This is a genomic window from Pseudomonas sp. SST3 (genome assembly GCF_003325755.1).
Genome location: NZ_QORI02000010.1, coordinates 158015 through 181164 on the forward strand (window position 1 = coordinate 158015; position 23150 = coordinate 181164).

A 23150-nucleotide genomic window follows, 5' to 3' on the forward strand; every position below is an offset into this window, starting at 1 on the left:
ACGCGCTACCCCTCGATCGCGAGCAAGCTCGCTCCTACAGAAACAGCCCATAGCCATCTACTGCCCCCTACGCTCCTGGTGAGCTTCGACACTGCGACTTCGCCGCTCTCTGCCGCCTGTCCAAACTCGCGCTGAAGGGTGAACGGCTGCAGCTTCTTGCTTCTTGCTACCAGCCTCCCGCTACTCGCTACTCGCCTATTTGAAATTCCGCTTGATCAGCCGTTCCAGCCAGCCAACGATGCCGGCGCGAAACAGCAACACGCAGAGCACGAAGATCACCCCGAGAATTACATGCACCCACTCGCCCAACGGACCGTTGGATAGCGAGCTCTGCAGTGTCACCACCACGGTTGCCCCCACTATCGGCCCGAGAATGGTGCCGACACCGCCCAGCAGGGTCATCAGGATCACTTCGCCAGACATGTGCCAGTGCGCATCGGTCAACGAGGCGAGCTGGAATACCACGGTCTTGGTCGAGCCGGCCAAGCCGGTCAGCGCTGCGGAAATCACGAAGGCCAGCAGCTTATGCGCATCGACGTTGTAACCGAGCGATATCGCTCTCGGTTCGTTTTCGCGGATGGCCTTGAGTACCTGGCCGTACGGCGAATGAATGGTGCGCTGGATGATGGCAAACCCGAACACGAACACCGCCAGCACGAAGTAGTACAGGGCCATGTTGTTCTGCATGTCGAACAAGCCCAGCAGGTGCCCTCGCGGCACGCCCTGCATACCGTTTTCACCCCCGGTGAAAGGCGCCTGCACGAAGACGAAAAATGCCATCTGTGCCAATGCCAGGGTAATCATCGCGAAATAGATGCCCTGCCTGCGGATCGCCAGCAATCCAAAGATCAGGCCCAGCACCGTCGATGCCAACGTGCCGGCGAGAATGCCCAACTCAGTACTCAGGCCACTGTAGCTGCTGAGCATATAGCCGGTGATGTACCCGCCACAGGCGAAGAACGCCGCATGTCCGAATGACAGCAACCCCGCGTAGCCCAGCAGCAGGTTGAATGCGCAGGCGAACAGTGCGAAGCACAGCAGTTTCATCAGAAACACCGGGTAGACCATCATCGGCGCCACCAATGCCACCCCCAGCAGCACCGTGTAGAACACATACTGCCGGCGAAGCGCAGCACGACGGCGTTCGCGCTCGGCATTGGCCCGCATGATCATGGGAGACGCTTGAACGCTTTCTTGAGTCGACATGTTCATGCCTCCTTACCGAACAGGCCTGCGGGACGGACAAGCAGGACCAGTACCATGATCACGAAAATCACCGTATTCGCCGCCTCCGGATAGAACACCTTGGTTAAGCCCTCGATCAGTCCCATGGCCAGACCGGTGATGATTGCCCCCATGATCGAACCCATGCCGCCGATCACCACCACAGCGAACACGACGATGAGCAGATTCGAGCCCATGCCCGGGGTCACCGCGTAGATCGGCGCGGCGAGCACACCAGCGAAGGCGGCCAATGCCACACCGTACCCATAGGTCAGCGTAATCAGCAGCGGTACGTTGATGCCGAACGCCTGCATCAGTTTCGGATTTTCCGTGCCGGCGCGCAGGTAGGAACCCAGCCGCGTCCGCTCGATCATGTACCAGGTAGCGAAGCACACTGTCAGAGCGGCAACGATGACCCAGCCGCGGTAGGTTGGTAGGAACATGAAGCCCAAATTATGCCCACCCTTGAGCATCTCCGGCATCGGGTAGGACGAACCCGAGACACCGAACAACTTGACGAAGCTGCCCTCGACGATCAGCGCCAGGCCGAAGGTCAGTAGCAGACCGTAGAGGTGATCCTCACCCGCAATGCGCCGCAGCAGGCCGCGCTCGATCCCGATCCCCAGCAACCCGACCAGCAGCGGGGACAACAGCAGCGCCGCCCAGTAATTGATGCCCAGGTAATTCAGCCCGAGGAATGCTGCGAAGGCGCCGAGCATGTACTGCGCGCCGTGGGCGAAATTGATGATTCGCAGCAGGCCGAAAATAATCGCCAGACCAAGGCTCAGCAGCGCGTAGAACGACCCATTGATCAGGCCGAGCAACAACTGCCCGAACAGAACACTCAGGGGAACGCCGAAAACAAGAGTCATGATTCATACCCACGAAAGTCCGTGACACCCCGACCGCCAGCGGCCGGGGAATGGCTCGGGTCAGGCCGATCAGTTCTTGGTAACCAGCTTGCACTGACTCTCGGAAAGCGGGCGGAACGCCTCATCCCCAGGAATGGTGCTGACGACCTTGTAGAGGTCCCATTCTCCCTTGGACTCGGCCGGTGTTTTGACTTGTACCAGGTACATGTCATGTACCATGCGCCCGTCCTCGCGGATTGTGCCGTTCTTGGCGAACATATCGTTGACCGGCGTCTTGGCCATCTGCGCACGGACGGTTGCGGTGTCGTCGCTACCGGTTTCCTTCACGGCGTTCAGATAATGGGTGGCAGCCGAATAAATACCCGCGTGAACCATGGTCGGCATGCTGCCCATGCGTTCCTCGTAGCGCTTGGCCCAGGCGCGGGCTTCCTCGTTCATATCCCAATACCAGCCGGTGGTCAGCATCAGGCCTTGGGTAACTTCTAATCCCATGGCGTGAATGTCGTTCAGAAACACCACCATGCCGGCCAGGCGCTGCCCGGATTGAGTCACGCCGAACTCGCTGGCGGTCTTCAATGAGTTGACTGTATCGGCGCCAGCGTTGGCCAGCGCAACGACATCGGCACCGGAGCCCTGGGCCTGCAGGATGTAAGACGAGAAATCGCTGCTCGGGAAGGGATGGCGCACGGTGCCGACCACGCTACCGCCCTCGGCCTCGACCACCTTCGTGATATCCGCTTCCATCGCGTGACCGAAAGCGTAGTCGGCGGTGAGGATGAACCAGCTCTTGCCACCATCCTTGAGCACCGCATTGGCAGTGCCATTGGCCAGCGCGAAGGTGTCATAGGTCCAGTGAATATGGTTGGGTGAGCAGAACTCGTTGGTGATGCTGGAGGCCGCTGCGCCGGAGATCAGTGCCAGCTTGTCGCCCTGCTCGACCACCTTGCTTGCCGCCAGCACCACGGAGCTGGCAACCATGCCGGTCACCATGTCGACGTTACGCTCGTCGATCCACTGCCGCACGGTGTTGGCGCCAACGTCCGGTTTGTTCAAGTCATCGGCGCTGAAGGTCACGATCTTCTTGCCATCGACACTGCCACCGAAATCTTCGATCGCCATCTTCAACGCTTCGAGACCACCCGGGCCGGACAGGTCGCGGTAGGTGCCGGACATGTCAGCGAGATAACCGATGCGAATTTCGTCGTTACTGATTTCTGCCTGTGCGACACCGGCGATCATGCTGGAAACCAGAACGGCAGCTGCAGTTTTCTTGATGGTTTTCATATTCACCCACTGTGATTGTTTTTGTTGTTGTGTCCATTGTTGACGCACTCGCCGGCGTACACGGCGAACCGGCGGGTCTTCCTGACAAGAGGCATCAAACCCCCAGACAGCTATTCAAAAACTCCTTTTTCGAATCCAGTTCGGCAGCGCTGATTTCTTCGATGATCTGGCCGTGCTCCATCACGTAATGGCGGTCGGCCAAGGGGGCGGCAAAACGGAAGTTCTGCTCCACCAGAACGATGGTCAAACCACGTTTCTTCAGTTTGATCAGCACCTCGCCGAGCTTCTGCACGATCACCGGCGCCAGGCCCTCGGTGATTTCGTCGAGTAGAAGCAGATTGGCGCCGGTGCGCAGGATGCGCGCCATGGCCAGCATCTGCTGCTCGCCTCCGGACAACCGGGTGCCCTGGCTGAAACGACGCTCATAAAGATTGGGGAACATCTCGTAGAGTTCATCGAGCCCCATGCCGCCACTGCGCACGGTGGGCGGCAGCAGCAGATTTTCTTCAACGCTCAGGCTGGAAAAGATGCCGCGCTCTTCGGGACAATAACCGACACCAAGCCGGGGAATCTGGTGCGCCGGGATTCCAATGGTTTCGTTGCCGTTGATCACGATGGAGCCAGTGCGTCGACCGACCATGTTCATGATGGCGCGCAATGTGGTGCTGCGGCCGGAGCCATTGCGGCCCAGCAGCGTGACCAGCTCTCCCCGCCCAACCACGAGATCGACGCCGTGCAGGATATGGGACTCGCCATAGAACGCATGCAGGTCATCCAGCCGCAGCTGGTCACGATCGGCCAAGGGCGTCATGGATGAGCCTCCTCTGCGGTGGCTTCGCTGCCCATGTAGGCCTCGCGTACCTGCGGGTTGGCTGAGACTGTCTCGTAGTCGCCTTCGGCCAACACTGCACCACGCGCCAGAACGGTAATGCGGTCGCAGAGCCGGCTGACAACACTGAGGTTGTGTTCGACCATCAGTACCGTGCGGTCTACCGCTGCCCGTCGCACCAGCGCGACGACCATGTCGACGTCTTCGCCGCCCATACCCTGAGTGGGCTCGTCGAGCAGCAGTACAACCGGGTCAAGCGCCAAGGTGGTGGCCAGCTCAAGCGCACGCTTTCGGCCGTAGGGCAACTCGATGGCCAAGGTCTGGGCGAAGGTTTCGAGATCCACATCAGCCAGTAGCTGCATGGCACGCTCGTCCAGATCGCGCAGCGTTCTCTCGGATTTCCAGAAGTGGTACGAGTTGCCGAGCTTCTGTTGCAACGCCACGCGGACGTTTTCCAACACCGTCATGTGGCCGAACACCGCCGATATCTGGAACGAACGCACAAGGCCGAGACGAGCGATCTCGTTGGCCTTCATTGAGGTGATCGACTTGCCGCGATAGAGAATGTCGCCGCGAGTGGGTGTGAGGAATTTGGTGAGGAGATTGAAAACCGTGGTCTTACCGGCTCCGTTGGGGCCGATCAATGCATGGATGTGTCCCGCCTGTACGCGTAGATCAACGGAATCCACCGCCGTAAAGCCGCGGAATTCCTTGGTCAGGCCGCGCGTTTCCAGCACGAACTCTGGTGCCATGAGATGCCCTCTAACCCTGATTATTGTTGTTGGTTATGGCGCAGGTCGCTGGATGACCTTTACGTAAACGATAAAAACCGTTTACAGCCTGAGGCAAGCTACAAATTCAAACGTCCGATTGACTTCCGACCTACTGCTTTTCGCTGCGAGAAAAACGGGTCCCCATTGAAAGTAGCCTAAAAAAACCGGGCCACAATGGGCCCGAAAAAAGATCAACGAGGAGGTATTGCGGTGATGCGAAGCGCTGTTACCAGAGTGCCAGCGTATAGCTGAGGATCAGTCGGGTTTCATCGATATCACGACCGAAATTGGTACGTACGGTTGCGTTACGAACCTTCATGCCGACGTTCTTCAACGGACCGCTTTGCACGACATAGGCGATATCAGTGTCGCGTTCCCATTCTTCGCCTTCTCCGCCAGCGCTCAGGTTGACGTTGTCACCCGAAACATAACGGGTCATCAGGCTCAGCCCCGGGATGCCCATGGCGGCAAAATCATAGTCGTAGCGAACCTGCCATGATTTCTCGTCTTCGTTACCGAAGTCGTTGATCTGTAACAGGTTGATCAGCATGTTGTCGCCACCGGAGATATAAGCAAAGCCGGTGTCGCCGCTCATTTTCTGGTAGCCGCCGGTAAAGCCATGGCCGCCGACCTTGTAGGTAAAGAGCGCGCCAAAGGCGTTATTATCAACATTGCTATTGCCGTCATCGGTGGAGCGCACATACCGAAGATCGGTCTTGAAGCTCTGGTTGTCCCCGATCGGCATGACGTGAACCAGCTGCGTGTTGTGCTGCTTGTAGATCCCGTCCAGCCCGCCGTAGTAATAGCTAGCGGTCAGTTCCGGACTGAACTGGTACTTGCCGCCGGCGAAGACGAATTCGTCGCTGGTAGCGGTGCCGCCCAGATCGATATTACGGCCTGTACCGTTGAATACCGTCATCTCCTCGTAATTGGACGAGTCTCGGTAGCTGGTGCGATCGAGCATGCCGAGGTCCAAGGTCAGCCCTTCGACTTCCTTGCTCTGTAACCAGGCGCCTCGGTAAATGCTGGGCAACAGTCGGCTGTCGTTTCGCATCACCACCGGAATGATTGGCTGGAGGGTACCCACATGAAGGGTGGTGTTGGACATCTTCGCTTTGGCGGTCAGGCCCGCGGTCCCGTAATCATCCTCTGGCTGATTGGAAGAATCCCGCGGGAGGAGTCCGGTACCTGAACGGTCGGGGCTGGAATCAAGCTTGACGCCCAGCAGGCCGAGGGCATCGACGCCGAAACCGACCGGTCCTTCGGTGTAGCCGGACTCCATCTTGAGAATGAAGCCTTGGCCCCACTCTTCGGCCTTGTTCTGCCCGGTACCGCTGCGGAAATCACGGTGCATAAAGAAGTTACGTGCCTCGACGCTCGCCTTGCTGTCTTCGAGGAAGGCGGCCGAAGCCATCGTCGAGGTACCCAGCGCAGTGGCCATGAGGCTGCTGTAGACGAAAAAACGACTTAGGGGTTTCAGTTGCATGGTTATCTCTCTTGTTATTGTCTTGGTTGATGCAGCTGTCAGACCCGACCTCGCTCCTGCCGGGCCTGTTTTTACCGCGTCGTGCGGTAAATCGTTCTACCGCTCAGCTTGCGGCAGTCTTGGGTACACGGCCCAGCAAATAGAATTCGTCATTGGGTGGTGTTCGCGCCATCGACACCAGGCGATTGGACAAACCGAACAGCGCGGCAATCGCGCCGATATCCCATATGTCGCCTAGCGTGAAGCCTTGCTCCTCCAGTCGCGCCTGCCAGGCGTCATCCAGTACGCCACGTTGTGCCGCCAGATGCATCGCAAAATCGAGCATGACCCGCTGGCGCTCGCTGATAGCTGCGGTGCGGTAGTTGACTGCAATCTGATCGGCAATCAACGGGTCCTTGGCAAGGATTCGCAGAATCGCACCATGAGCCACCACGCAGTAAAGACAGCCGTGATCGCCGCTGACCGCGACCACGATCATCTCCTTCTCCGCCTTGGTGAGGCTATCCGATTCCCTCTCCATGAGCGCATCGTGGTAATTGAAAAAAGCGCGAAATTCATCGGGCCGATGGGCCAACATCAGAAAAACGTTAGGTATGAAACCCGCCTTTTCCTGCACCGCGAGGATTCGCTCACGTACATCGGCTGGTAGCGATGCGAGGTCTTCAACGAGTGGAAAGCGGCTGATGGCTTGGGTCATTGGAAGCTCCTTATCGTCCGGAGAAGCATACTCAATTGGCTGATCGTAGCCGGCCAACGTTCGCTGTCACTCGGCAAGACCGAGCTCGGCGACACTGACCTCGCGCATACGGAATTTCTGCACCTTGCCGCTGATGGTCATGGGGAAATCATCGACGAACTTGAAATGTCTCGGTGTCTTGAAATGCGCGATACGGCCCTTGCAGAAGTCCCGGAGACCTTCGGCACTGGCTTCGTGCCCCGGATGCAGCTTGACCCAGGCGACGATCTCTTCGCCGTACGTCTTGTCAGGCACGCCAATCACCTGCACGTCGGCCACCGCTGGATGGGTGAAGAGAAACTCCTCGACCTCGCGCGGATATACGTTTTCACCGCCGCGAATGATCATGTCCTTGTTACGCCCGACAATCTTCAGATAGCCATCATCGTCCATGATCGCCAGGTCGCCGGTATGCATCCAACGCGCGCCATCAATGGCGCCCGCGGTCGCTTCGGGGTTATTCCAGTAGCCGAGCATCACGCTGTAACCGCGGGTGCAGAGTTCGCCGATTTGTCCACGAGGAACAATGCGGTTGTGCTCATCGACAACCTTGCTTTCCAGGTGCGGCTGGGTGCGGCCGACGCTGGTGACGCGGCGTTCCAGGTCATCATCGGCAGCAGTCTGGGTCGATACCGGACTGGTTTCGGTCATGCCGTAGGCGATCTGCATCTCGCTCAGGTTCATCTCGTCGATCACACGCTTCATCACCTCGATCGGACAAGTTGAGCCGGCCATGATTCCCGTGCGCAGCTGGCCCAGATTCAGGGACTGACGCTCCGGGTGATCGAGCATGGCGATGAACATGGTGGGCACGCCGTACATGCCGGTGGCTTTTTCGTCGGCAGCGGCCTGCAACGTGGCAAGCGGCTCGAAAGCGGCGCTCGGGTAAATCATGGTGGTGCCATGAGTGACGCAACCGAGGTTACCCATCACCATCCCGAAGCAGTGATACAGCGGCACCGGAATCACCAGCCGATCGTGCTCGGTGAGCTTGAGGCTTTCACCGACCATGTAGCCGTTGTTGAGGATGTTGTAGTGACTGAGCGTGGCGCCCTTGGGGAAGCCCGTCGTACCGGAGGTGTACTGGATGTTGATCGGGTCATCGAACTGCAGCTGGTCGCTGCATTGACGCAGCTGCTCGGGGCCCACGCTTTCAGCCATGTCCAGCAGACCGTTCCAAAGCAGCATGCCATCCACGGGCTTATCGCACAGACTGATCACCCCGCGCAGTTCCGGCAGCATGTGGCTCTGCAAAGCACCGATGGCCGAGCGCTCGAGCTCCGGCAGTAGCTCATGAAGCATCGCGTGGTAATCGGAGGTCTTGAACGCATCGGCACAGACCAGCCAGCGGCAGCCGGACTGCTTGAGTGCATATTCGAGCTCGTTGAGGCGGTAGGCCGGGTTGATGTTCACCAGTACAACGCCAACCTTCGCGCTGGCCAGCTGGGCGATGCACCACTGCGCGTTGTTCGGCGACCAAATGCCCAGGCGCTCGCCAGGCTGCAGTCCGAGGGCCAGTAGACCTCTCGCGCAACGATCCACTTGTTCGGCCAGCTGCGCCCAGGTGTAGCGCAAGTTCTGGTGACGTACGACCAAGGCCTCACGGTCGGAGAACTGTTCGACTGTCCGGTCGAACGCCGCACCGATGGTCATCGCCAACAGGGGTTTGGTCTGCGGTCCGCAGGTGTAGCTCGGAAGACTCATGTCGATCTCCTCAGTCTTATGTTTGTTATGAGGCCTTGCTTTCCCAGACGCCTGGAGTGTTGACAGCCATTCCGGGTGTTGGTTACGTTAACGTAAAGGTAACAGCGTGACAACCCACCGCACCCTACACCAAAAACAGTGTCGGAATGCGTTAAGAGCGGGGCCGAACGTCAGGTGAAATCAGCCTTCCCTGGCGTGGCACCCGCTGACCAGAACAACTACAAGACAAGCAGGTGGCTACATGAACTATTCCGGCCTCAACTTCGCCCTCGGTGAAACCGTCGACATGCTGCGCGATCAGGTCAGTGGTTTCGTTGCCGACGAACTGGCGCCGCGCGCCGAAGCCATCGATCGCGACAACCTCTTCCCCAACGATATGTGGCGCAAATTCGGCGACATGGGCCTGCTGGGTATCACGATAGACGAGGAATACGGCGGTGCCGGTATGGGTTACCTGGCGCACGTGATCGCGCTTGAGGAAATCAGCCGCGGCTCGGCGTCGGTGGGCCTGTCTTACGGCGCGCATTCCAACCTCTGCGTCAACCAGATCAACCGCAACGGCACCCCCGAGCAGAAAGCGAAATACCTGCCCAAGCTCGTCTCCGGCGAGCACATCGGTGCACTCGCGATGAGTGAGCCTAACGCCGGCTCTGACGTGGTTTCGATGAAGTTGCGCGCCGACCGCAAGGGCGATCGTTTCGTACTCAATGGCAGCAAGACCTGGATCACCAACGGCCCGGATGCCAACACCTACGTGATCTACGCCAAGACCGACCTGGACAAGGGCCCACACGGCATCACCGCCTTCATCGTCGAGCGCGACTGGAAGGGTTTCTCGCGTGGCAACAAGTTCGACAAGCTCGGCATGCGAGGCTCCAACACGTGCGAACTGTTCTTCGATGACGTCGAAGTGCCGGAAGAGAACGTGCTGGGCGTTGAGGACGGTGGCGTCAAGGTGCTGATGAGCGGCCTGGACTACGAGCGCGTAGTGCTCGCTGGCGGCCCAGTGGGGATCATGCAGGCCTGCCTCGACGTGGTGGTCCCCTACATCCATGACCGCAAGCAGTTCGGCCAGAGCATCGGCGAGTTCCAGTTCATTCAGGGCAAGGTGGCCGACATGTACACCCAGCTCAACGCCAGCCGCGCCTACCTCTACACCGTGGCGCAGGCCTGCGATCGCGGCGAAACCACCCGCAAGGATGCCGCCGGCGTGATCCTCTACACCGCCGAAGCCGCGACGCAGATGGCGCTGCAGGCGATCCAGATTCTCGGCGGCAATGGCTACATCAACGAGTTTCCCACCGGCCGGTTGCTGCGTGACGCCAAGCTCTACGAGATCGGCGCCGGTACCAGCGAAATACGCCGGATGTTGATCGGTCGCGAGCTGTTCAACGAAACCAAATAAGACAAAGCAGCAGAGACGGAACGCGGTAACCGTAGGGTGGGCTTCAGCCCACCATTCCCGGAGGTGGTGGGCTGAAGCCGGCCCTACCCGGGATGAAGCGCCACTCCGCCCTTCGTCCAGCTTCAGTCTCCAGCGCTCTTTTAGAGGGTTCTATGGCCATCCTGAATACGCAGATCAACACCCGCTCGCCCGAGTTCACAGCCAATCGCGACGCGATGCTCGGGCAGGTGGAAAGCCTCCGCTCGCTGCTCGGCAAAATCAGCGAGGGCGGCGGTGAGAAAGCCCAGCAGCGCCATGTTTCCCGTGGAAAATTGCTCGTGCTTGATCGCATCAACGCCCTCCTCGACCCCGGTTCGGCCTTTCTCGAAGTCGCGCCCCTGGCCGCTTACGAGGTGTACGGCGAAGACGTCGCCGCCGCGGGCCTGGTGGCCGGCATCGGCCGGGTCGAAGGGGTCGAGTGCATGATCATCGCCAACGACGCCACGGTAAAAGGCGGCAGCTACTACCCGCTCACCGTCAAGAAACACCTGCGCGCCCAGGCCATCGCTCAGCAGAATCGTCTGCCGTGCCTCTACCTGGTGGATTCCGGCGGTGCCAATCTGCCGCGCCAGGACGAGGTCTTCCCGGACCGCGAGCACTTCGGCCGGATCTTCTTCAACCAGGCCAACATGAGCGCCATGGGCATCCCGCAGATCGCCGTGGTCATGGGTTCCTGTACCGCTGGCGGCGCCTATGTTCCGGCGATGGCCGACGAAACCATCATGGTGCGCAACCAGGCGACGATCTTTCTCGCCGGCCCGCCGCTGGTCAAAGCCGCGACGGGCGAAGTGGTCACCGCCGAGGACCTGGGCGGTGCCGACGTGCACTGCAAAACATCGGGCGTGGCCGACCATTACGCCGAAAACGACGAACACGCGCTGGCCATCGCCCGGCGCTGCGTCGCCAATCTGAACTGGAAAAAGCTCGGCCAGGTAGAGACCCGTCAACCACGCGCGCCGCTATACCCCGCCGAAGAGCTCTATGGCGTGATCCCTGCGCAATCCAAGCAGCCATACGATGTGCGCGAGGTGATCGCGCGGCTGGTGGACGGCAGCGAGTTCGATGAATTCAAGGCGCTGTTCGGCACCACGCTGGTCTGCGGCTTCGCCACCCTGCATGGCTACCCCATCGCAATACTGGCGAACAACGGCATCCTGTTCGCGGAAGCTGCGCAGAAAGGCGCGCATTTCATCGAACTGGCCTGCCAGCGCGGCATTCCGTTGCTTTTCCTGCAGAACATCACCGGCTTCATGGTCGGCCAGAAGTACGAAACTGGCGGCATCGCCAAGCATGGCGCCAAGCTGGTCACGGCTGTGGCCTGCGCTCAGGTGCCGAAATTTACCGTGGTCATCGGCGGCAGCTTTGGCGCGGGCAACTACGGCATGTGCGGTCGCGCCTACGATCCGCGATTCCTATGGATGTGGCCCAATGCCCGCATTGGCGTGATGGGTGGCGAACAGGCCGCGGGGGTGCTGGTGCAGGTCAAGCGTGAACAGGCCGAGCGCAGCGGGCAGACCTTCTCCGAACAAGACGAAGCACAGCTCAAGCAACCGATCCTCGAACAGTACGAGCGCCAGGGGCATCCGTATTATTCCAGCGCACGTCTGTGGGACGACGGCGTGATCGATCCGGCGCAGACGCGTGATCTGCTCGGCCTAGCCATCTCGGCCAGCCTCAACGCGCCAATTGAACCGACCCGCTTTGGTGTATTCCGGATGTGAGCCTGCCGCGATCAGCGCACAGCATGGCCAGTAGCCAAGGGATGCCACGTCCTCGGGCGAATGGGGCCGCATCTGCGTTTCGTGATCGCGAGCAAGCTCGCTCCTACAGGAGAAAGCAAATGACCGATTTTCAGACCATCGAACTGAACAAAGACGCGCGCGGCTTTGCCACGCTCTGGCTCAACCGTCCGGAAAAGAACAACGCGTTCAACGCCGAAATGATCCGCGAACTGGTGCTTGCCATCGATGAGGTGCAATCAGACAAGAGCCTGCGCTTTTTGCTGCTGCGTGGTCGCGGCAAACATTTCTCCGCAGGGGCCGATCTTGCCTGGATGCAGCAGTCGGCCAAGCTGGACTTCGACGCCAACCTCACCGATGCCCGTGAGTTGGCCGAAATGATGTACAGCCTTTACCACCTGAAGCTGCCGACATTAGCTGTGGTGCAAGGTGCCGCGTTCGGTGGCGCCGTGGGGCTGATCGCCTGTTGCGACATGGCGATCGGCGCCTCCGATGCGCAGATTTCGCTGTCTGAAGTTCGCATCGGCCTCGCGCCGGCAGTGATCAGCCCGTTCGTGGTCAAGGCTATCGGCGAACGTGCCACACGTCGCTATGCCATGACGGGTGAGCGCTTCAGCGGCGAGCGCGCCCGGGAACTCGGCCTGTTGTCGGAAACCTATGCGGCCGAGGCACTGGACGACAACCTTTGCGGCTGGATCGATACGCTCATGCTGAACAGTCCTCAGGCCATGCGCGCCAGCAAGGACTTGATGCGCGAAGCCAGCAGCGGATCACTGAGTCCGGCGCTGCGCCGCTATACCGAGAACAGCATCGCTCGCATCCGCGTCAGCCCAGAGGGCCAGGAGGGGCTGAATGCTTTCCTGGAAAAGCGCAAACCGAAATGGACGCAGGAGCCACAGCAATGATTACCACCCTCCTGGTCGCCAACCGCGGCGAGATCGCCTGCCGCGTGATGCGCACCGCAAAAACCATGGGTCTGACCACCGTTGCCGTGCACAGCGGCATCGACAGAGACGCACGGCACGCCCGCGACGCCGACATTCGCATTGACCTCGGCGGGGCTAAGCCGGCCGAAAGTTACTTGTTGATCGATAAGCTGATCGCCGCCGCCAAGGCCAGCGGCGCCCAGGCGATCCATCCAGGCTATGGCTTCCTCTCGGAGAACGCCGATTTCGCTCGCGCCATCGAAGACGCCGGGCTGGTCTTCCTCGGCCCGCCCGCCTCCGCCATCGACGCCATGGGCAGCAAATCCGCAGCCAAGGCGCTGATGGAAAAAGCCGGCGTGCCTCTGGTACCGGGCTATCACGGCGAAGCGCAGGACGTCGAAACCTTCCGCACCGCCGCCGAGAAGATCGGCTACCCGGTGCTGCTCAAGGCCACCGCCGGCGGTGGCGGCAAAGGCATGAAGGTCGTCGAGCGCGAGGTCGATCTGGCCGAAGCGCTGCAGTCCGCCCAGCGTGAGGCGCAGTCGTCGTTCGGCGACTCGCGCATGCTGGTCGAGAAGTACGTGCTCAAGCCGCGTCATGTGGAGATTCAGGTATTCGCCGACCAACACGGCAACTGCCTGTATCTCAACGAGCGCGACTGCTCGATCCAGCGTCGCCATCAGAAGGTCGTGGAGGAAGCACCGGCGCCTGGCCTATCCGCCGAGTTGCGTCGCGCCATGGGCGAAGCGGCAGTGAAGGCCGCGCAGGCCATCGGCTACGTCGTGCGGCACGTGGAATTTCTGCTCGATGCACGCGGCGAGTTCTTCTTCATGGAGATGAACACCCGGCTGCAGGTCGAACATCCGGTGACCGAAGCCATTACCGGCCTCGATCTGGTCGCCTGGCAGATCCGAGTCGCCCGTGGCGAGCCGCTGCCGATCACTCAGGAACAGGTGCCGCTCAACGGCCACGCCATCGAAGTGCGGCTGTATGCCGAAGACCCTGACAACGACTTCCTGCCGGCTACCGGCACCCTCGCCCTGTATCGCGAATCGGCTGCCGGTCCCGGCCGTCGGGTCGACAGCGGAGTGGCCGAAGGTGACCAGGTGTCGCCCTTCTACGACCCGATGCTCGGCAAGCTGATCGCCTGGGGCCAGGACCGCGAGGAAGCGCGCCTGCGGCTGCTGGCCATGCTGGATGAAACCTGCGTCGGCGGCGTACGCACCAACCTCGCCTTCCTGCGCCGGGTGGTTGGCCATCCCGCCTTCGCCGCGGCCGAACTGGACACGGGTTTCATCCCGCGTCATGAAGCCGACCTGATGCGCACGCCCGGCGAACTGGGCGATGCGTTCTGGCAGCTGGCGGGTGAACTCTTCGTGCAGACCGAACCGGCTAAAGTCCGGGGCGACGATATCCATTCGCCGTGGGCCAATCGTGACGGCCTGCGCTTCGGCATGCCAGCGCGCATTGGCATGCATCTGCAATGCAACGGCCAAAGCCGCCTGGTGCGGGTGGGAACGAATTATCGTAGGAGCGAGCTTGCTCGCGAACCAGCCCCCTCGGAAACCGCCTTCGCGAGCAAGCTCGCTCCTACAAAAGCTTCACGCCAGCCGAAAGCTATCCGACAGGGTCGCACGCTCTACCTCGAATGGAACGGTGAACTGGAGGCCGTGACGGCGTTCGACCCCATCGCTGAAGTCGAAGCCAGCCATCAGCATCACGGCGGCATGACCGCGCCCATGAACGGCAGCATCGTGCGAGTGCTGGTCGAGGCCGGGCAGCATGTCGAAGCCGGTGCCACACTGGTCGTGCTGGAAGCGATGAAGATGGAACACAGCATCCGTGCGCAGCAGGCAGGCGTGGTCAAAGGTCTGTTTTGCGCCGAAGGCGATATGGTCAACGAGGGAGTGGTATTGCTGGAGATGGATGAAGCTTGAAAACAGTTCGCGGACGAGCCCTTTTGGCGCCCCGTTCTACACTGGCGACCCACGCAAGTTGGAAACTGCTAAGCATTTTCCACCGACGGCGGACAAGGCTCCGCCATTGTCCGCCCTACGCCGAACCATAAACCGTACGGAGCCTTCATGACCCTGCCCAAACATGTACGACTGGTGGAAGTGGGGCCGCGCGATGGCCTGCAGAATGAAAAGCAGCCGATCAGCGTCGCCGACAAGGTGCGGCTGATAGATGACCTCAGCGCGGCCGGCCTGCAATACATCGAGGTGGGCAGTTTCGTCTCACCCAAATGGGTGCCGCAAATGGCCGGCTCGGCCGATGTGTTCGCCCAGACCCGGCAGAAGCCGGGCGTGACCTACGCGGCCCTGACGCCGAACCTGAAAGGCCTGGAAGCAGCCATCGAAGCCGGCGTGAGCGAGGTCGCGGTGTTCGGCGCCGCTTCGGAAGCCTTCTCGCAGAAGAACATTAACTGCTCCATCGACGAAAGCCTGGCGCGTTTCGCCCCCCTGATGGAAGCCGCGCGTGAAAACGGCATTCAGGTGCGCGGCTACGTGTCCTGCGCACTGGGGTGCCCCTACGAAGGCGAGATCGACCCGAAGCGCGTGGCACATGTCGCGCATGAGCTGTTCGCCATGGGCTGCTATGAAGTCTCGCTGGGAGACACCATCGGCACGGGCACGCCGGGCAAGACCCGCCAGCTGTTCGAGATCGTCAGCCGGGAGGTTCCGCGTGACAAGCTCGCCGGTCACTTCCATGACACCTACGGCCAGGCGCTGGCGAACATTTATGCAAGCCTGCTCGAGGGTATTTGCGTGTTTGACAGTTCCGTCGCCGGACTCGGTGGCTGCCCTTATGCCAAGGGCGCCAGCGGCAATGTGGCCAGCGAAGACGTGCTGTACATGCTCGACGGCCTGGGCATCCAGACCGGCATTGGGCTGGACGCGCTGATCGCTGCGGGGCAACGCATCAGCGATGTGCTGGGCCGGCCCAACGGATCACGCGTGGCCCGGGCACGGCTCAGCGCGCAATGACGGCGACAGCCCACATACGGAAAACAAGAGGCTCACATGAACAAAATCTACCCCAACGCGCAGCAAGCACTCGCTGGCCTGATCGAGGACGGCATGACCCTCGCCGTGGGCGGCTTTGGTCTATGTGGCATTCCAGAAGCGCTGATCGAGGCGCTGCGTGATACCGGTAAGAAAGAGCTTACGGTGATCAGTAACAACGCGGGCGTCGATGGCTTTGGCCTCGGCTTGTTGCTGGAAACGCGCCAGGTGCGCAAGATGATTTCCTCCTACGTGGGCGAAAACAAGGAATTCGAGCGGCAGTATCTGGCCGGCGAACTGGAACTCGAATTCACCCCTCAGGGCACCCTCGCCGAAAAGCTGCGCGCCGGCGGTTCCGGTATACCGGCCTTCTTTACCAAAACGGGCTACGGCACCCTGATCGCAGAAGGCAAGGACACACGCCAGTTCAACGGTGAGTGGTACGTGATGGAAGAATCGCTGACCGCCGACATCGCGCTGGTGAAGGCGCACAAGGCCGACAAGGCCGGCAATCTGGTGTTCAACAAGACTGCGCGCAACTTCAACCCGCTCGCGGCCATGGCCGGCAAGGTCTGCGTGGTGGAGGTCGACGAACTGGTGGAAACCGGCGAGCTGGACCCGGACCAGATCCATCTGCCCGGCATCTATGTGCAGCGCATCATCCATAACCCGAACGCCGAGAAGCGCATCGAAAAACGCACGGTGAGGAGCTGATCATGGCCTGGACACGTGAACAGATGGCGCAGCGCGCCGCACAGGAATTACAGGACGGTTTCTACGTCAATCTCGGCATCGGCTTGCCGACGCTGGTCGCCAACTACATTCCCGATGGCATGGATGTCTGGCTGCAGAGCGAGAACGGCCTGCTCGGCATCGGCCCCTTCCCCACCGAAGACGAAATCGATCCGGACCTGATCAATGCCGGCAAACAGACCGTCACCGCCCTCCCCGGCAGCGCCTTTTTCGACAATGCCATGAGCTTCGGCATGATCCGCGGCGGCCATATCAACCTGGCAATTCTCGGCGCCATGCAGGTTTCGGAGAAAGGCGATCTGGCCAACTGGATGATTCCCGGCAAGATGGTCAAGGGCATGGGAGGCGCCATGGACCTGGTAGCTGGCGTCAAACGTGTGGTGGTACTGATGGAGCACACCGCCAAGGGCGCCCACAAGATCATCAAGCAGTGCGAGCTGCCCTTGACCGGCGTTGGTGTAGTGAACCGCATCATCACCGACCTAGGTGTGCTGGACGTTACCGAGCACGGCTTGAAATTGGTCGAACTGGCCGACGATGTCACCTTCGAGCAGATTCAGGAAGCCACCGGTTGCCCGATTCAGCGCTGAAGGAGCGGCCGGTGGCCACATGCCACTGGGCACCGTACGGGGCCAGCGTGTAGCCTTGCCCCGATAAAAAACCGAAGAAAACGCGCCCGGCTCGTCACGAGCCGCGGGTGGACAGGCAAGACTGGATATATTCATGGCAAAGCAGACGTACAGCATTTCCGATTTGGCCAACGAGCTCGACATCACCACCCGTGCGATTCGCTTCTACGAGGAACAGGGCATGCTTTCGCCGAAACGGCGCGGCCAGGAGCGTATCTACACGCCGAAGCATCGCGTCGCGCTCAAGCTCATCCTACGCGGCAAGCGCATCGGTTTTTCGTTGGCTGAATGCAAGACGCTGATCGAACTCTACGATCCCAAGGCCGGTAACCAGAAGCAGCTGAACATCATGCTCGGGATGATTGCTGAGCGTCGTCAACAACTTGAGCAACAGCAGCTGGATATCCAACAGATGCAGCTGGAGCTCGATACCGCTGAGGAGCGTTGCCTCACCGCGCTGAAAGCGACTCTGGGCAAGGAAGCTGGCTGATAGCAGCGCCCCCGCTCGCACCCGCTAATACGACACCAACCCACCCTCTCCCCACCACGCTTTCGAGTACGCGACGAGTACAAGCCGCATGTCGCGGTGCGTGCCCGAGAAGCTGGCCGTCCAGATAACCAGACATCGATCCAGAATCGTGGACACTCGGATAAACGCCCCAGGCGAATGTCCGACGGACTGGACACAGGCGCATCCTAGCGATCTCTGAAACCGCTCTGGAATGGGCAATTGAGCATGTATCGGGAGTCAGGCACAGAACCTGCTATGGGATAAGCGCTAGACGCCAAGACTTCTGGCGGGCGAGTGACTGGACGTCGCTCTTCCGCTTTCCGGCTGCGCCGCACCGGGCCATAACCTCTGGCTATCAAAACAACAAAAACAAGGAAACCTGTAATGTCCGTAACGAAAAAGCTGTCCCGTCTCGCCTGTGCCATCGGCGCAGCAACCGTTATCAGTGCCACGCTGGTCAGCGCCAACGCAATGGCCACTGAGAAAATTCGCTGGCAAGTGCCATTGGCCTTCCCGTCCCATCTCGTCGGTCTGACCACGCCGGTCAAGCACTTGTCGGAATCGCTCAAGGCAATTTCCGGCGGCGACATCCAGCTGCGCTACTACGAGCCCGGCGAACTGGTACCGCCATTCGAGATCATGGATGCGGTGAGCAACGGCAAATACCCGGCCGGCTATACCTGGATCGGCTACGACCAGGGCACTATCCCCGCGCTGCCACTGTATTCCGGTGCACCGTTTAACATGGAGCCGCCGGCCTACCTGGCCTGGTATTACGAGGGCGATGGCAAGAAGCTGCTCGAAGAGATCTACGCCGAACGCAATATCCATCCGATGCTGTGCAGCATCATCGGCCCGGAAGGCGCCGGCTGGTTCGCCAAGCCTATCGAGAAGCTGGAAGACATCGATGGACTGCGTATCCGTTTCGCCGGCATCGGCGGCAAAGTCCTGGAGAAACTCGGTGCATCGGTCACCATGATTCCGGGTGGCGAGATCTACCAGGCGCTGGAGCGTAAGACCATCGACGCCACGGAGTTCTCACAGCCCGCCATCGACAAAATGCTGGGCCTCGACCAGATCATCAAGAACTACATCATGCCGGGCTGGCACCAGACGCTGACCACCTCGCACCTGTTGGTGAACAAGGGCGTCTGGGAAAAGCTCGAGCCGCAAAGCCGCGCGCTGATCGAGATGGGCTGCGAATCCGCCACGCTCAAGGGTTTCGCCGAAAGCGAGTGGGCCCAGCCAACCGCACTGCGCGATTACGAGAAGCAGGGCGTCAAGGCTCAGGTCCTGCCCGAAGAAGTGCTGCGAGAACTCGAGCGCGTGACCAAGGAAGTGCTCGATGAGCAGGCCGCTGGCGACGAGATGTTCAATCGCGTCCTGACCAGCCAGCGTGAATTCATGCAGCACCATTCCATCTGGCACGGCAAGGGTTACTTGCCGCGCGATTACTACAAGTACGAGTAACCGCACGGGTCGAGGGGCGCAGCATCGCTGTGCCCCTGGCTCGCAAGCGGGCCGTTGCCAGAGCCAGATTCAGCTTTGCAGCGGCTTCCCCGTGCCGGATTACCGAGGTGGCCATGTCCGTTCATCCCGTTTCCCCCAACGCTGCTGCGCCCGCCTCCCACGAGGCCGCGCTGCCACATAACCGCCTGTCCTATTGGCTCGACAAAGCTTTGGTCGCTATTGGCGAAGCCAGCGCCTGGATCTGGCTGTTGGTGCTCGCGGTAGTGCTGACCAACGTGTTTAGCCGCTTCGTGCTGGCCCGCGGCTCGATTGCCCTGGAAGAGCTGTCATGGCATCTGTTCGGCGCCGCGCTGATGCTCGCCCTCGCCTATGCCGTAGTACGTGACGACCATGTGCGAGTCGATGTCCTGCGCGAGAAGTTCACTCTGCGCAGCCAGGCCATCATCGAGTTGCTGGCGATCCTGATCCTGGCATTACCGGTGGTGTTGCTGATGGTCGATGCGCTGATTCCTTTTGCCTACCAGGCGTTCATCTACAACGAGCGCTCGCAGGCGCCAAGCGGCCTACCGCATCGGTTCATTTTCAAGAGCGTGCTCCCGCTGGGCTTGGCGCTGGTCGCCCTGGCGCTGGCCTCCAGGGCCACGCGCTGTAGCACGCTGCTTTTCAATTTTCCGCGGGCCTTGGTGCCCGCTTCCGGTGACCGCGACCGCGGCCACTCGCAGCCCTGATGGAGCAGTCGTAATCATGGGTCTGGAACAACTACTCGTCATCAGCATGTTCGCTACTTTCATGCTGCTACTGCTGCTTGGCTTTCCCGTGGCCTGGTCACTGGCCGGCATCGGACTGCTGTTCGGCGTACTCGGCCATGTGATGGTCGAACACTTCGATGCCGATCTCTGGTTCACCTGGGACGGCACCATTGGTGTGCTGGATGCGCGCATCTACGGCATTGTCGCCAACGAGCTGATGGTCGCCCTGCCTTTATTCATCTTCATGGGCATCATGCTCGACCGCTCCGGCATTGCCGAACGGCTGATGCATAGCCTGGTGCGGGTGCTCGGCCCGTTACGCGGCGGCTATGCGGTCACGGTAGTGCTGGTGGGCATTCTGCTGGCTGCTTCAACCGGCATCGTTGGTGCCTCGGTGGCCCTGCTGGGCATGTTGTCCATCGGCCCAATGCTGCAGGCGAAGTACAACAAGAGTCTGGCCGTCGGTACCGCCTGTTCGGTGGGTACGCTGGGCATCCTGATTCCCCCGAGCATCATGCTGGTACTGATGGCTGACCGCCTCGGCACCTCCGAAGCCTCGGTGGGCAAACTGTTCATGGGCGCGCTGATTCCCGGCATGATGCTGGCACTGATGTACATCCTCTACATCGTTATCGTGTCCTGGGTGAAGAAAGACTTCGCGCCGGCGCCGGCCAACCGCCCAAAGCTCGATGCGCGGGCGCTGCTCGACGTGTTCTGGGCCGTGGTGCCACCGTTCGCGCTGATCCTGGCGGTGCTCGGCTCGATCTTCTTCGGCATTGCCACCACCACCGAGGCGTCAGCCGTGGGCGCGTTCGGTGCGGTATTGATGGCCGCCTGCAGCCGCAGGTTGAACATGACTGTGTTGAAGGAGGCGCTTTACCAGACCAGCCGTACCTCGGCCTTTATCTTCGGCATTTTCATCGGCGCCACGGTGTTCGCTGCAGTGCTCCGTGGCCTGGGTGGCGACGACGTGATTCGCGCGGCCCTTACCGGCCTGCCGTTCGGCCAGACCGGCGTTTTGCTCACGGTGTTGTTCATCACCTTCCTGCTGGGGTTCTTTCTGGACTGGGTGGAGATTACCCTGATTATCCTGCCGCTGGTGGCTCCGGTACTGTTCTCAATGGGCGTCGATCCGCTGTGGTTCGCGATCCTCTTCGCTTTATGCCTGCAGACCTCCTTCCTGACACCGCCGGTCGGCTTCGCCCTGTTCTACATCAAGGGTGTGTGCCCACCGGAAGTCACCACTCGCGACGTCTATCTCGGTGTGCTGCCTTACATTCTGATCCAGCTGATCGGCCTCGCTCTGGTGTTCTTTTACGCACCCCTTGCAACTTGGCTACCCAACGAGGTGTATGGCCTCTGAGCCCGGTCCGGCTGCCTTGCCCGAGGCAGTCGGTGCCTACCATAATCGGCCGAACCCAAACGGATTCCTCTGCCCATGGCGATTGCGCGCAACGACCTCGACGACAACGGCCTGATCATCGGCGTTTCCCCGGAGCGCTTTCGCGCGGTGGCGATGCCGCTGCTGTTCGATCACCTCAACGCCCAATGCGAGGGCACCATCGCGGTCAACCGCCAGGCACGTATCGTCTGGATCAACGACAAGTACGCCGCGAAGCTCGGCATCAGCGATCCGCGCAGCGTGCTCGGCAAAGAGATCGAAGAAGTGCTACCGGCCAGCCGCCTGCGGGAAGTCATGGAAAGCGGCCTGCCGAGCATGCTCGATCTGATGGCGTTCGGTGACGAGCATTTCGTGGTGACGCGCATCCCGCTGCGTGATGAGGACGGCACCCTCGTGGGAGCCCTGGGGTTCGTGCTGTTCGACCGGGCGCAGCATCTCAAGCCGCTGATGTCCAAATTCAACATTCTTCAAACCCAACTGGTCGCGACCCAGAACGAGCTGGCCAAGGCCCGCCGTGCACGCTACACCATCGCCGGATTCATCGGCACCAGCCCAGCCGCCAGCGAGGTCAAACGCCAGGCCCGCCGTGCCGCGCAGCTCGACGCAACGGTACTGATACGCGGCGAGACCGGCACCGGCAAGGAGCTGCTGGCGCAAGGCATTCACAACCTTTCCCCTCGGGCCAACGGCCCCTTCGTCGCGGTCAACGTCGCGGCCATTCCTGAAACCTTGGTGGAGGCCGAGCTGTTCGGCACCGCACCTGGCGCCTTTACCGGCGCTGATCGCAAGGCACGTATCGGCAAGTTCGAAGTCGCCAACGGCGGCACCCTGTTTCTCGACGAGATCGGCGACCTGCCACTGGCCCTGCAGGCAAAACTGCTTCGGGTGTTGCAAGAACAGGAGATCGAGCCGCTCGGCTCCAACCAGGTCAAACCGCTCAATGTGCGGGTGATCGCGGCAACCCATATCGATCTGGAAGCCAAGGTCGCCGCCGGGCAATTTCGCGACGACCTGTACTACCGTCTCAACGTCCTCGCCCTAAAGGTCCCGTCATTACGCGAACGTGCCAGCGACATTCCCGCTCTGGTTGAACACCTGCTCGATGACATCGCCAACCGCTCCGGCCAGGCGCCGATGGAACTTACCGCCCAAGCCGTGGCATTGCTCTGCAGCCAACCCTGGCGCGGCAACGTGCGCGAGCTGAGCAATCTATTGGAACGCGCGCAGCTGAATGCTGATGGCCTGCCGCTGGCGCCGCAGCATTTGCTGCCTTTGCTCGGCGAGCAGAACAGCAATGTCACGCCGCCGACGCCACCCGCGATTACCAGCACCGTTGAGCCTCCCGCCGTGGAAGAAACCCCGTTGCAGCTGTTGGCTGAAAGCGTTGCCCAGGCCGAACGCCGTGCGCTGCAGCACGCGTTGCGAGCCTGCAAAGGCAACCGCCGCCGCGCCGCTGTGGAGTTGGGCATATCCCGAGCGAGTCTGTATTCCAAGCTTCAGCTGCATGGGCTGAGCGAGCGGTAGGCGACCAGGCCGCTGCGGTAATACTGCTGGCGGACCCGAATCGCATCGCACGGTTGGAGCATTCGAGTCTCTCCGTTCCACCATTGCTTA

The 23150-nt window shown here is 60.8% G+C and carries 20 protein-coding genes; 12 read left to right on the plus strand and 8 right to left on the minus strand.

The annotated features are described in order from the left end of the window. Nucleotides 1-195: 195 nt before the first annotated feature. From DQ405_RS12500 to DQ405_RS12535, 8 genes are all read right to left on the minus strand, one after another. Nucleotides 196-1206 carry a branched-chain amino acid ABC transporter permease gene (locus DQ405_RS12500; protein ID WP_168424528.1) on the minus strand — a complete coding sequence of 337 codons (1011 nt, stop codon included), beginning with the start codon at nucleotides 1204-1206 and terminating at the stop codon, nucleotides 196-198. A 2-nt stretch (nucleotides 1207-1208) separates the two neighbouring features. Next, nucleotides 1209-2096 (minus strand): branched-chain amino acid ABC transporter permease, encoded by an 888-nt coding sequence (locus DQ405_RS12505; RefSeq protein WP_168424529.1) that lies wholly within the window; start codon nucleotides 2094-2096, stop codon nucleotides 1209-1211. 69 nt (nucleotides 2097-2165) lie between these two features. Beyond that, entirely contained in the window at nucleotides 2166-3380 is a 1215-nt protein-coding gene (locus DQ405_RS12510) for an ABC transporter substrate-binding protein (RefSeq protein WP_168424530.1), read from the minus strand. A gap of 94 nt (nucleotides 3381-3474) precedes the next feature. Beyond that, nucleotides 3475-4191 carry an ABC transporter ATP-binding protein gene (locus DQ405_RS12515; protein ID WP_168424531.1) on the minus strand — a complete coding sequence of 239 codons (717 nt, stop codon included), beginning with the start codon at nucleotides 4189-4191 and terminating at the stop codon, nucleotides 3475-3477. Next, nucleotides 4188-4961 carry an ABC transporter ATP-binding protein gene (locus DQ405_RS12520; protein ID WP_168424532.1) on the minus strand — a complete coding sequence of 258 codons (774 nt, stop codon included), beginning with the start codon at nucleotides 4959-4961 and terminating at the stop codon, nucleotides 4188-4190. Before DQ405_RS12520 ends, DQ405_RS12515 begins: the two co-directional genes overlap by 4 nt. A 247-nt stretch (nucleotides 4962-5208) precedes the next feature. Next, entirely contained in the window at nucleotides 5209-6468 is a 1260-nt protein-coding gene (locus tag DQ405_RS12525; protein WP_168424533.1) for an OprD family porin, read from the minus strand. Nucleotides 6469-6571: 103 nt separating this feature from the next. Next, the gene (locus tag DQ405_RS12530; protein WP_168424534.1) at nucleotides 6572-7165 is read right to left on the minus strand and encodes a peroxidase-related enzyme; all 594 of its coding nucleotides are present in this window, start codon (nucleotides 7163-7165) and stop codon (nucleotides 6572-6574) included. A 66-nt stretch (nucleotides 7166-7231) separates the two neighbouring features. Further along, on the minus strand, nucleotides 7232-8908 hold the full coding sequence (locus DQ405_RS12535) for an AMP-binding protein (protein ID WP_168424535.1): 1677 nt from the start codon (nucleotides 8906-8908) through the stop codon (nucleotides 7232-7234). Between the two features lie 241 nt (nucleotides 8909-9149). Here DQ405_RS12535 and DQ405_RS12540 point away from each other — a divergent pair, with 241 nt between their 5' ends. The 12 genes from DQ405_RS12540 (at nucleotide 9150) to DQ405_RS12595 (ending at nucleotide 23060) form a co-directional block, all read left to right on the plus strand. Next, complete coding sequence (locus DQ405_RS12540; protein ID WP_168424536.1) at nucleotides 9150-10313, plus strand: isovaleryl-CoA dehydrogenase; 1164 nt, start codon at nucleotides 9150-9152, stop codon at nucleotides 10311-10313. 152 nt (nucleotides 10314-10465) lie between these two features. Further along, entirely contained in the window at nucleotides 10466-12073 is a 1608-nt protein-coding gene (locus DQ405_RS12545) for a carboxyl transferase domain-containing protein (protein ID WP_168424537.1), read from the plus strand. Nucleotides 12074-12192: 119 nt separating this feature from the next. Further along, a complete protein-coding gene (locus DQ405_RS12550) occupies nucleotides 12193-12996 on the plus strand; it encodes a gamma-carboxygeranoyl-CoA hydratase (protein WP_168424538.1) in 804 nt (267 codons plus the stop codon). After that, complete coding sequence (locus tag DQ405_RS12555) at nucleotides 12993-14954, plus strand: acetyl-CoA carboxylase biotin carboxylase subunit (protein WP_168424539.1); 1962 nt, start codon at nucleotides 12993-12995, stop codon at nucleotides 14952-14954. Before DQ405_RS12550 ends, DQ405_RS12555 begins: the two co-directional genes overlap by 4 nt. 147 nt (nucleotides 14955-15101) lie before the next feature. Beyond that, nucleotides 15102-16004: a hydroxymethylglutaryl-CoA lyase gene (locus DQ405_RS12560; RefSeq protein WP_168424540.1), complete on the plus strand. Its 903-nt coding sequence runs from the start codon at nucleotides 15102-15104 to the stop codon at nucleotides 16002-16004. 36 nt (nucleotides 16005-16040) lie between these two features. Beyond that, complete coding sequence (locus DQ405_RS12565) at nucleotides 16041-16736, plus strand: CoA transferase subunit A (protein ID WP_168424541.1); 696 nt, start codon at nucleotides 16041-16043, stop codon at nucleotides 16734-16736. A gap of 2 nt (nucleotides 16737-16738) precedes the next feature. After that, nucleotides 16739-17365, plus strand: coding sequence for a CoA transferase subunit B (locus DQ405_RS12570; RefSeq protein ID WP_168424542.1), 627 nt, complete (start codon nucleotides 16739-16741; stop codon nucleotides 17363-17365). A gap of 133 nt (nucleotides 17366-17498) precedes the next feature. Next, nucleotides 17499-17894: a MerR family transcriptional regulator gene (locus tag DQ405_RS12575; RefSeq protein WP_168424543.1), complete on the plus strand. Its 396-nt coding sequence runs from the start codon at nucleotides 17499-17501 to the stop codon at nucleotides 17892-17894. 405 nt (nucleotides 17895-18299) lie between these two features. Beyond that, a complete protein-coding gene (locus tag DQ405_RS12580; RefSeq protein ID WP_168424544.1) occupies nucleotides 18300-19385 on the plus strand; it encodes a TRAP transporter substrate-binding protein in 1086 nt (361 codons plus the stop codon). Nucleotides 19386-19498: 113 nt separating this feature from the next. Next, the gene (locus DQ405_RS12585) at nucleotides 19499-20113 is read left to right on the plus strand and encodes a TRAP transporter small permease subunit (RefSeq protein WP_168424545.1); all 615 of its coding nucleotides are present in this window, start codon (nucleotides 19499-19501) and stop codon (nucleotides 20111-20113) included. 16 nt (nucleotides 20114-20129) lie between these two features. Next, nucleotides 20130-21497 carry a TRAP transporter large permease gene (locus tag DQ405_RS12590; protein WP_168424546.1) on the plus strand — a complete coding sequence of 456 codons (1368 nt, stop codon included), beginning with the start codon at nucleotides 20130-20132 and terminating at the stop codon, nucleotides 21495-21497. Between the two features lie 75 nt (nucleotides 21498-21572). Next, the gene (locus DQ405_RS12595; protein WP_168424547.1) at nucleotides 21573-23060 is read left to right on the plus strand and encodes a sigma-54 interaction domain-containing protein; all 1488 of its coding nucleotides are present in this window, start codon (nucleotides 21573-21575) and stop codon (nucleotides 23058-23060) included. Nucleotides 23061-23150: the final 90 nt, after the last annotated feature.

What these genes read in the sequence shown, in the direction of transcription:
- DQ405_RS12500 (WP_168424528.1), bottom strand. Translation starts at nt 1,206, where the DNA reads ATGTCGACTCAAGAAAGCGTTCAAGCGTCTCCCATGATCATGCGGGCC.
- DQ405_RS12505 (WP_168424529.1), bottom strand. Translation starts at nt 2,096, where the DNA reads ATGACTCTTGTTTTCGGCGTTCCCCTGAGTGTTCTGTTCGGGCAGTTG.
- DQ405_RS12510 (WP_168424530.1), bottom strand. Translation starts at nt 3,380, where the DNA reads ATGAAAACCATCAAGAAAACTGCAGCTGCCGTTCTGGTTTCCAGCATG.
- DQ405_RS12515 (WP_168424531.1), bottom strand. Translation starts at nt 4,191, where the DNA reads ATGACGCCCTTGGCCGATCGTGACCAGCTGCGGCTGGATGACCTGCAT.
- DQ405_RS12520 (WP_168424532.1), bottom strand. Translation starts at nt 4,961, where the DNA reads ATGGCACCAGAGTTCGTGCTGGAAACGCGCGGCCTGACCAAGGAATTC.
- DQ405_RS12525 (WP_168424533.1), bottom strand. Translation starts at nt 6,468, where the DNA reads ATGCAACTGAAACCCCTAAGTCGTTTTTTCGTCTACAGCAGCCTCATG.
- DQ405_RS12530 (WP_168424534.1), bottom strand. Translation starts at nt 7,165, where the DNA reads ATGACCCAAGCCATCAGCCGCTTTCCACTCGTTGAAGACCTCGCATCG.
- DQ405_RS12535 (WP_168424535.1), bottom strand. Translation starts at nt 8,908, where the DNA reads ATGAGTCTTCCGAGCTACACCTGCGGACCGCAGACCAAACCCCTGTTG.
- DQ405_RS12540 (WP_168424536.1), top strand. Translation starts at nt 9,150, where the DNA reads ATGAACTATTCCGGCCTCAACTTCGCCCTCGGTGAAACCGTCGACATG.
- DQ405_RS12545 (WP_168424537.1), top strand. Translation starts at nt 10,466, where the DNA reads ATGGCCATCCTGAATACGCAGATCAACACCCGCTCGCCCGAGTTCACA.
- DQ405_RS12550 (WP_168424538.1), top strand. Translation starts at nt 12,193, where the DNA reads ATGACCGATTTTCAGACCATCGAACTGAACAAAGACGCGCGCGGCTTT.
- DQ405_RS12555 (WP_168424539.1), top strand. Translation starts at nt 12,993, where the DNA reads ATGATTACCACCCTCCTGGTCGCCAACCGCGGCGAGATCGCCTGCCGC.
- DQ405_RS12560 (WP_168424540.1), top strand. Translation starts at nt 15,102, where the DNA reads ATGACCCTGCCCAAACATGTACGACTGGTGGAAGTGGGGCCGCGCGAT.
- DQ405_RS12565 (WP_168424541.1), top strand. Translation starts at nt 16,041, where the DNA reads ATGAACAAAATCTACCCCAACGCGCAGCAAGCACTCGCTGGCCTGATC.
- DQ405_RS12570 (WP_168424542.1), top strand. Translation starts at nt 16,739, where the DNA reads ATGGCCTGGACACGTGAACAGATGGCGCAGCGCGCCGCACAGGAATTA.
- DQ405_RS12575 (WP_168424543.1), top strand. Translation starts at nt 17,499, where the DNA reads ATGGCAAAGCAGACGTACAGCATTTCCGATTTGGCCAACGAGCTCGAC.
- DQ405_RS12580 (WP_168424544.1), top strand. Translation starts at nt 18,300, where the DNA reads ATGTCCGTAACGAAAAAGCTGTCCCGTCTCGCCTGTGCCATCGGCGCA.
- DQ405_RS12585 (WP_168424545.1), top strand. Translation starts at nt 19,499, where the DNA reads ATGTCCGTTCATCCCGTTTCCCCCAACGCTGCTGCGCCCGCCTCCCAC.
- DQ405_RS12590 (WP_168424546.1), top strand. Translation starts at nt 20,130, where the DNA reads ATGGGTCTGGAACAACTACTCGTCATCAGCATGTTCGCTACTTTCATG.
- DQ405_RS12595 (WP_168424547.1), top strand. Translation starts at nt 21,573, where the DNA reads ATGGCGATTGCGCGCAACGACCTCGACGACAACGGCCTGATCATCGGC.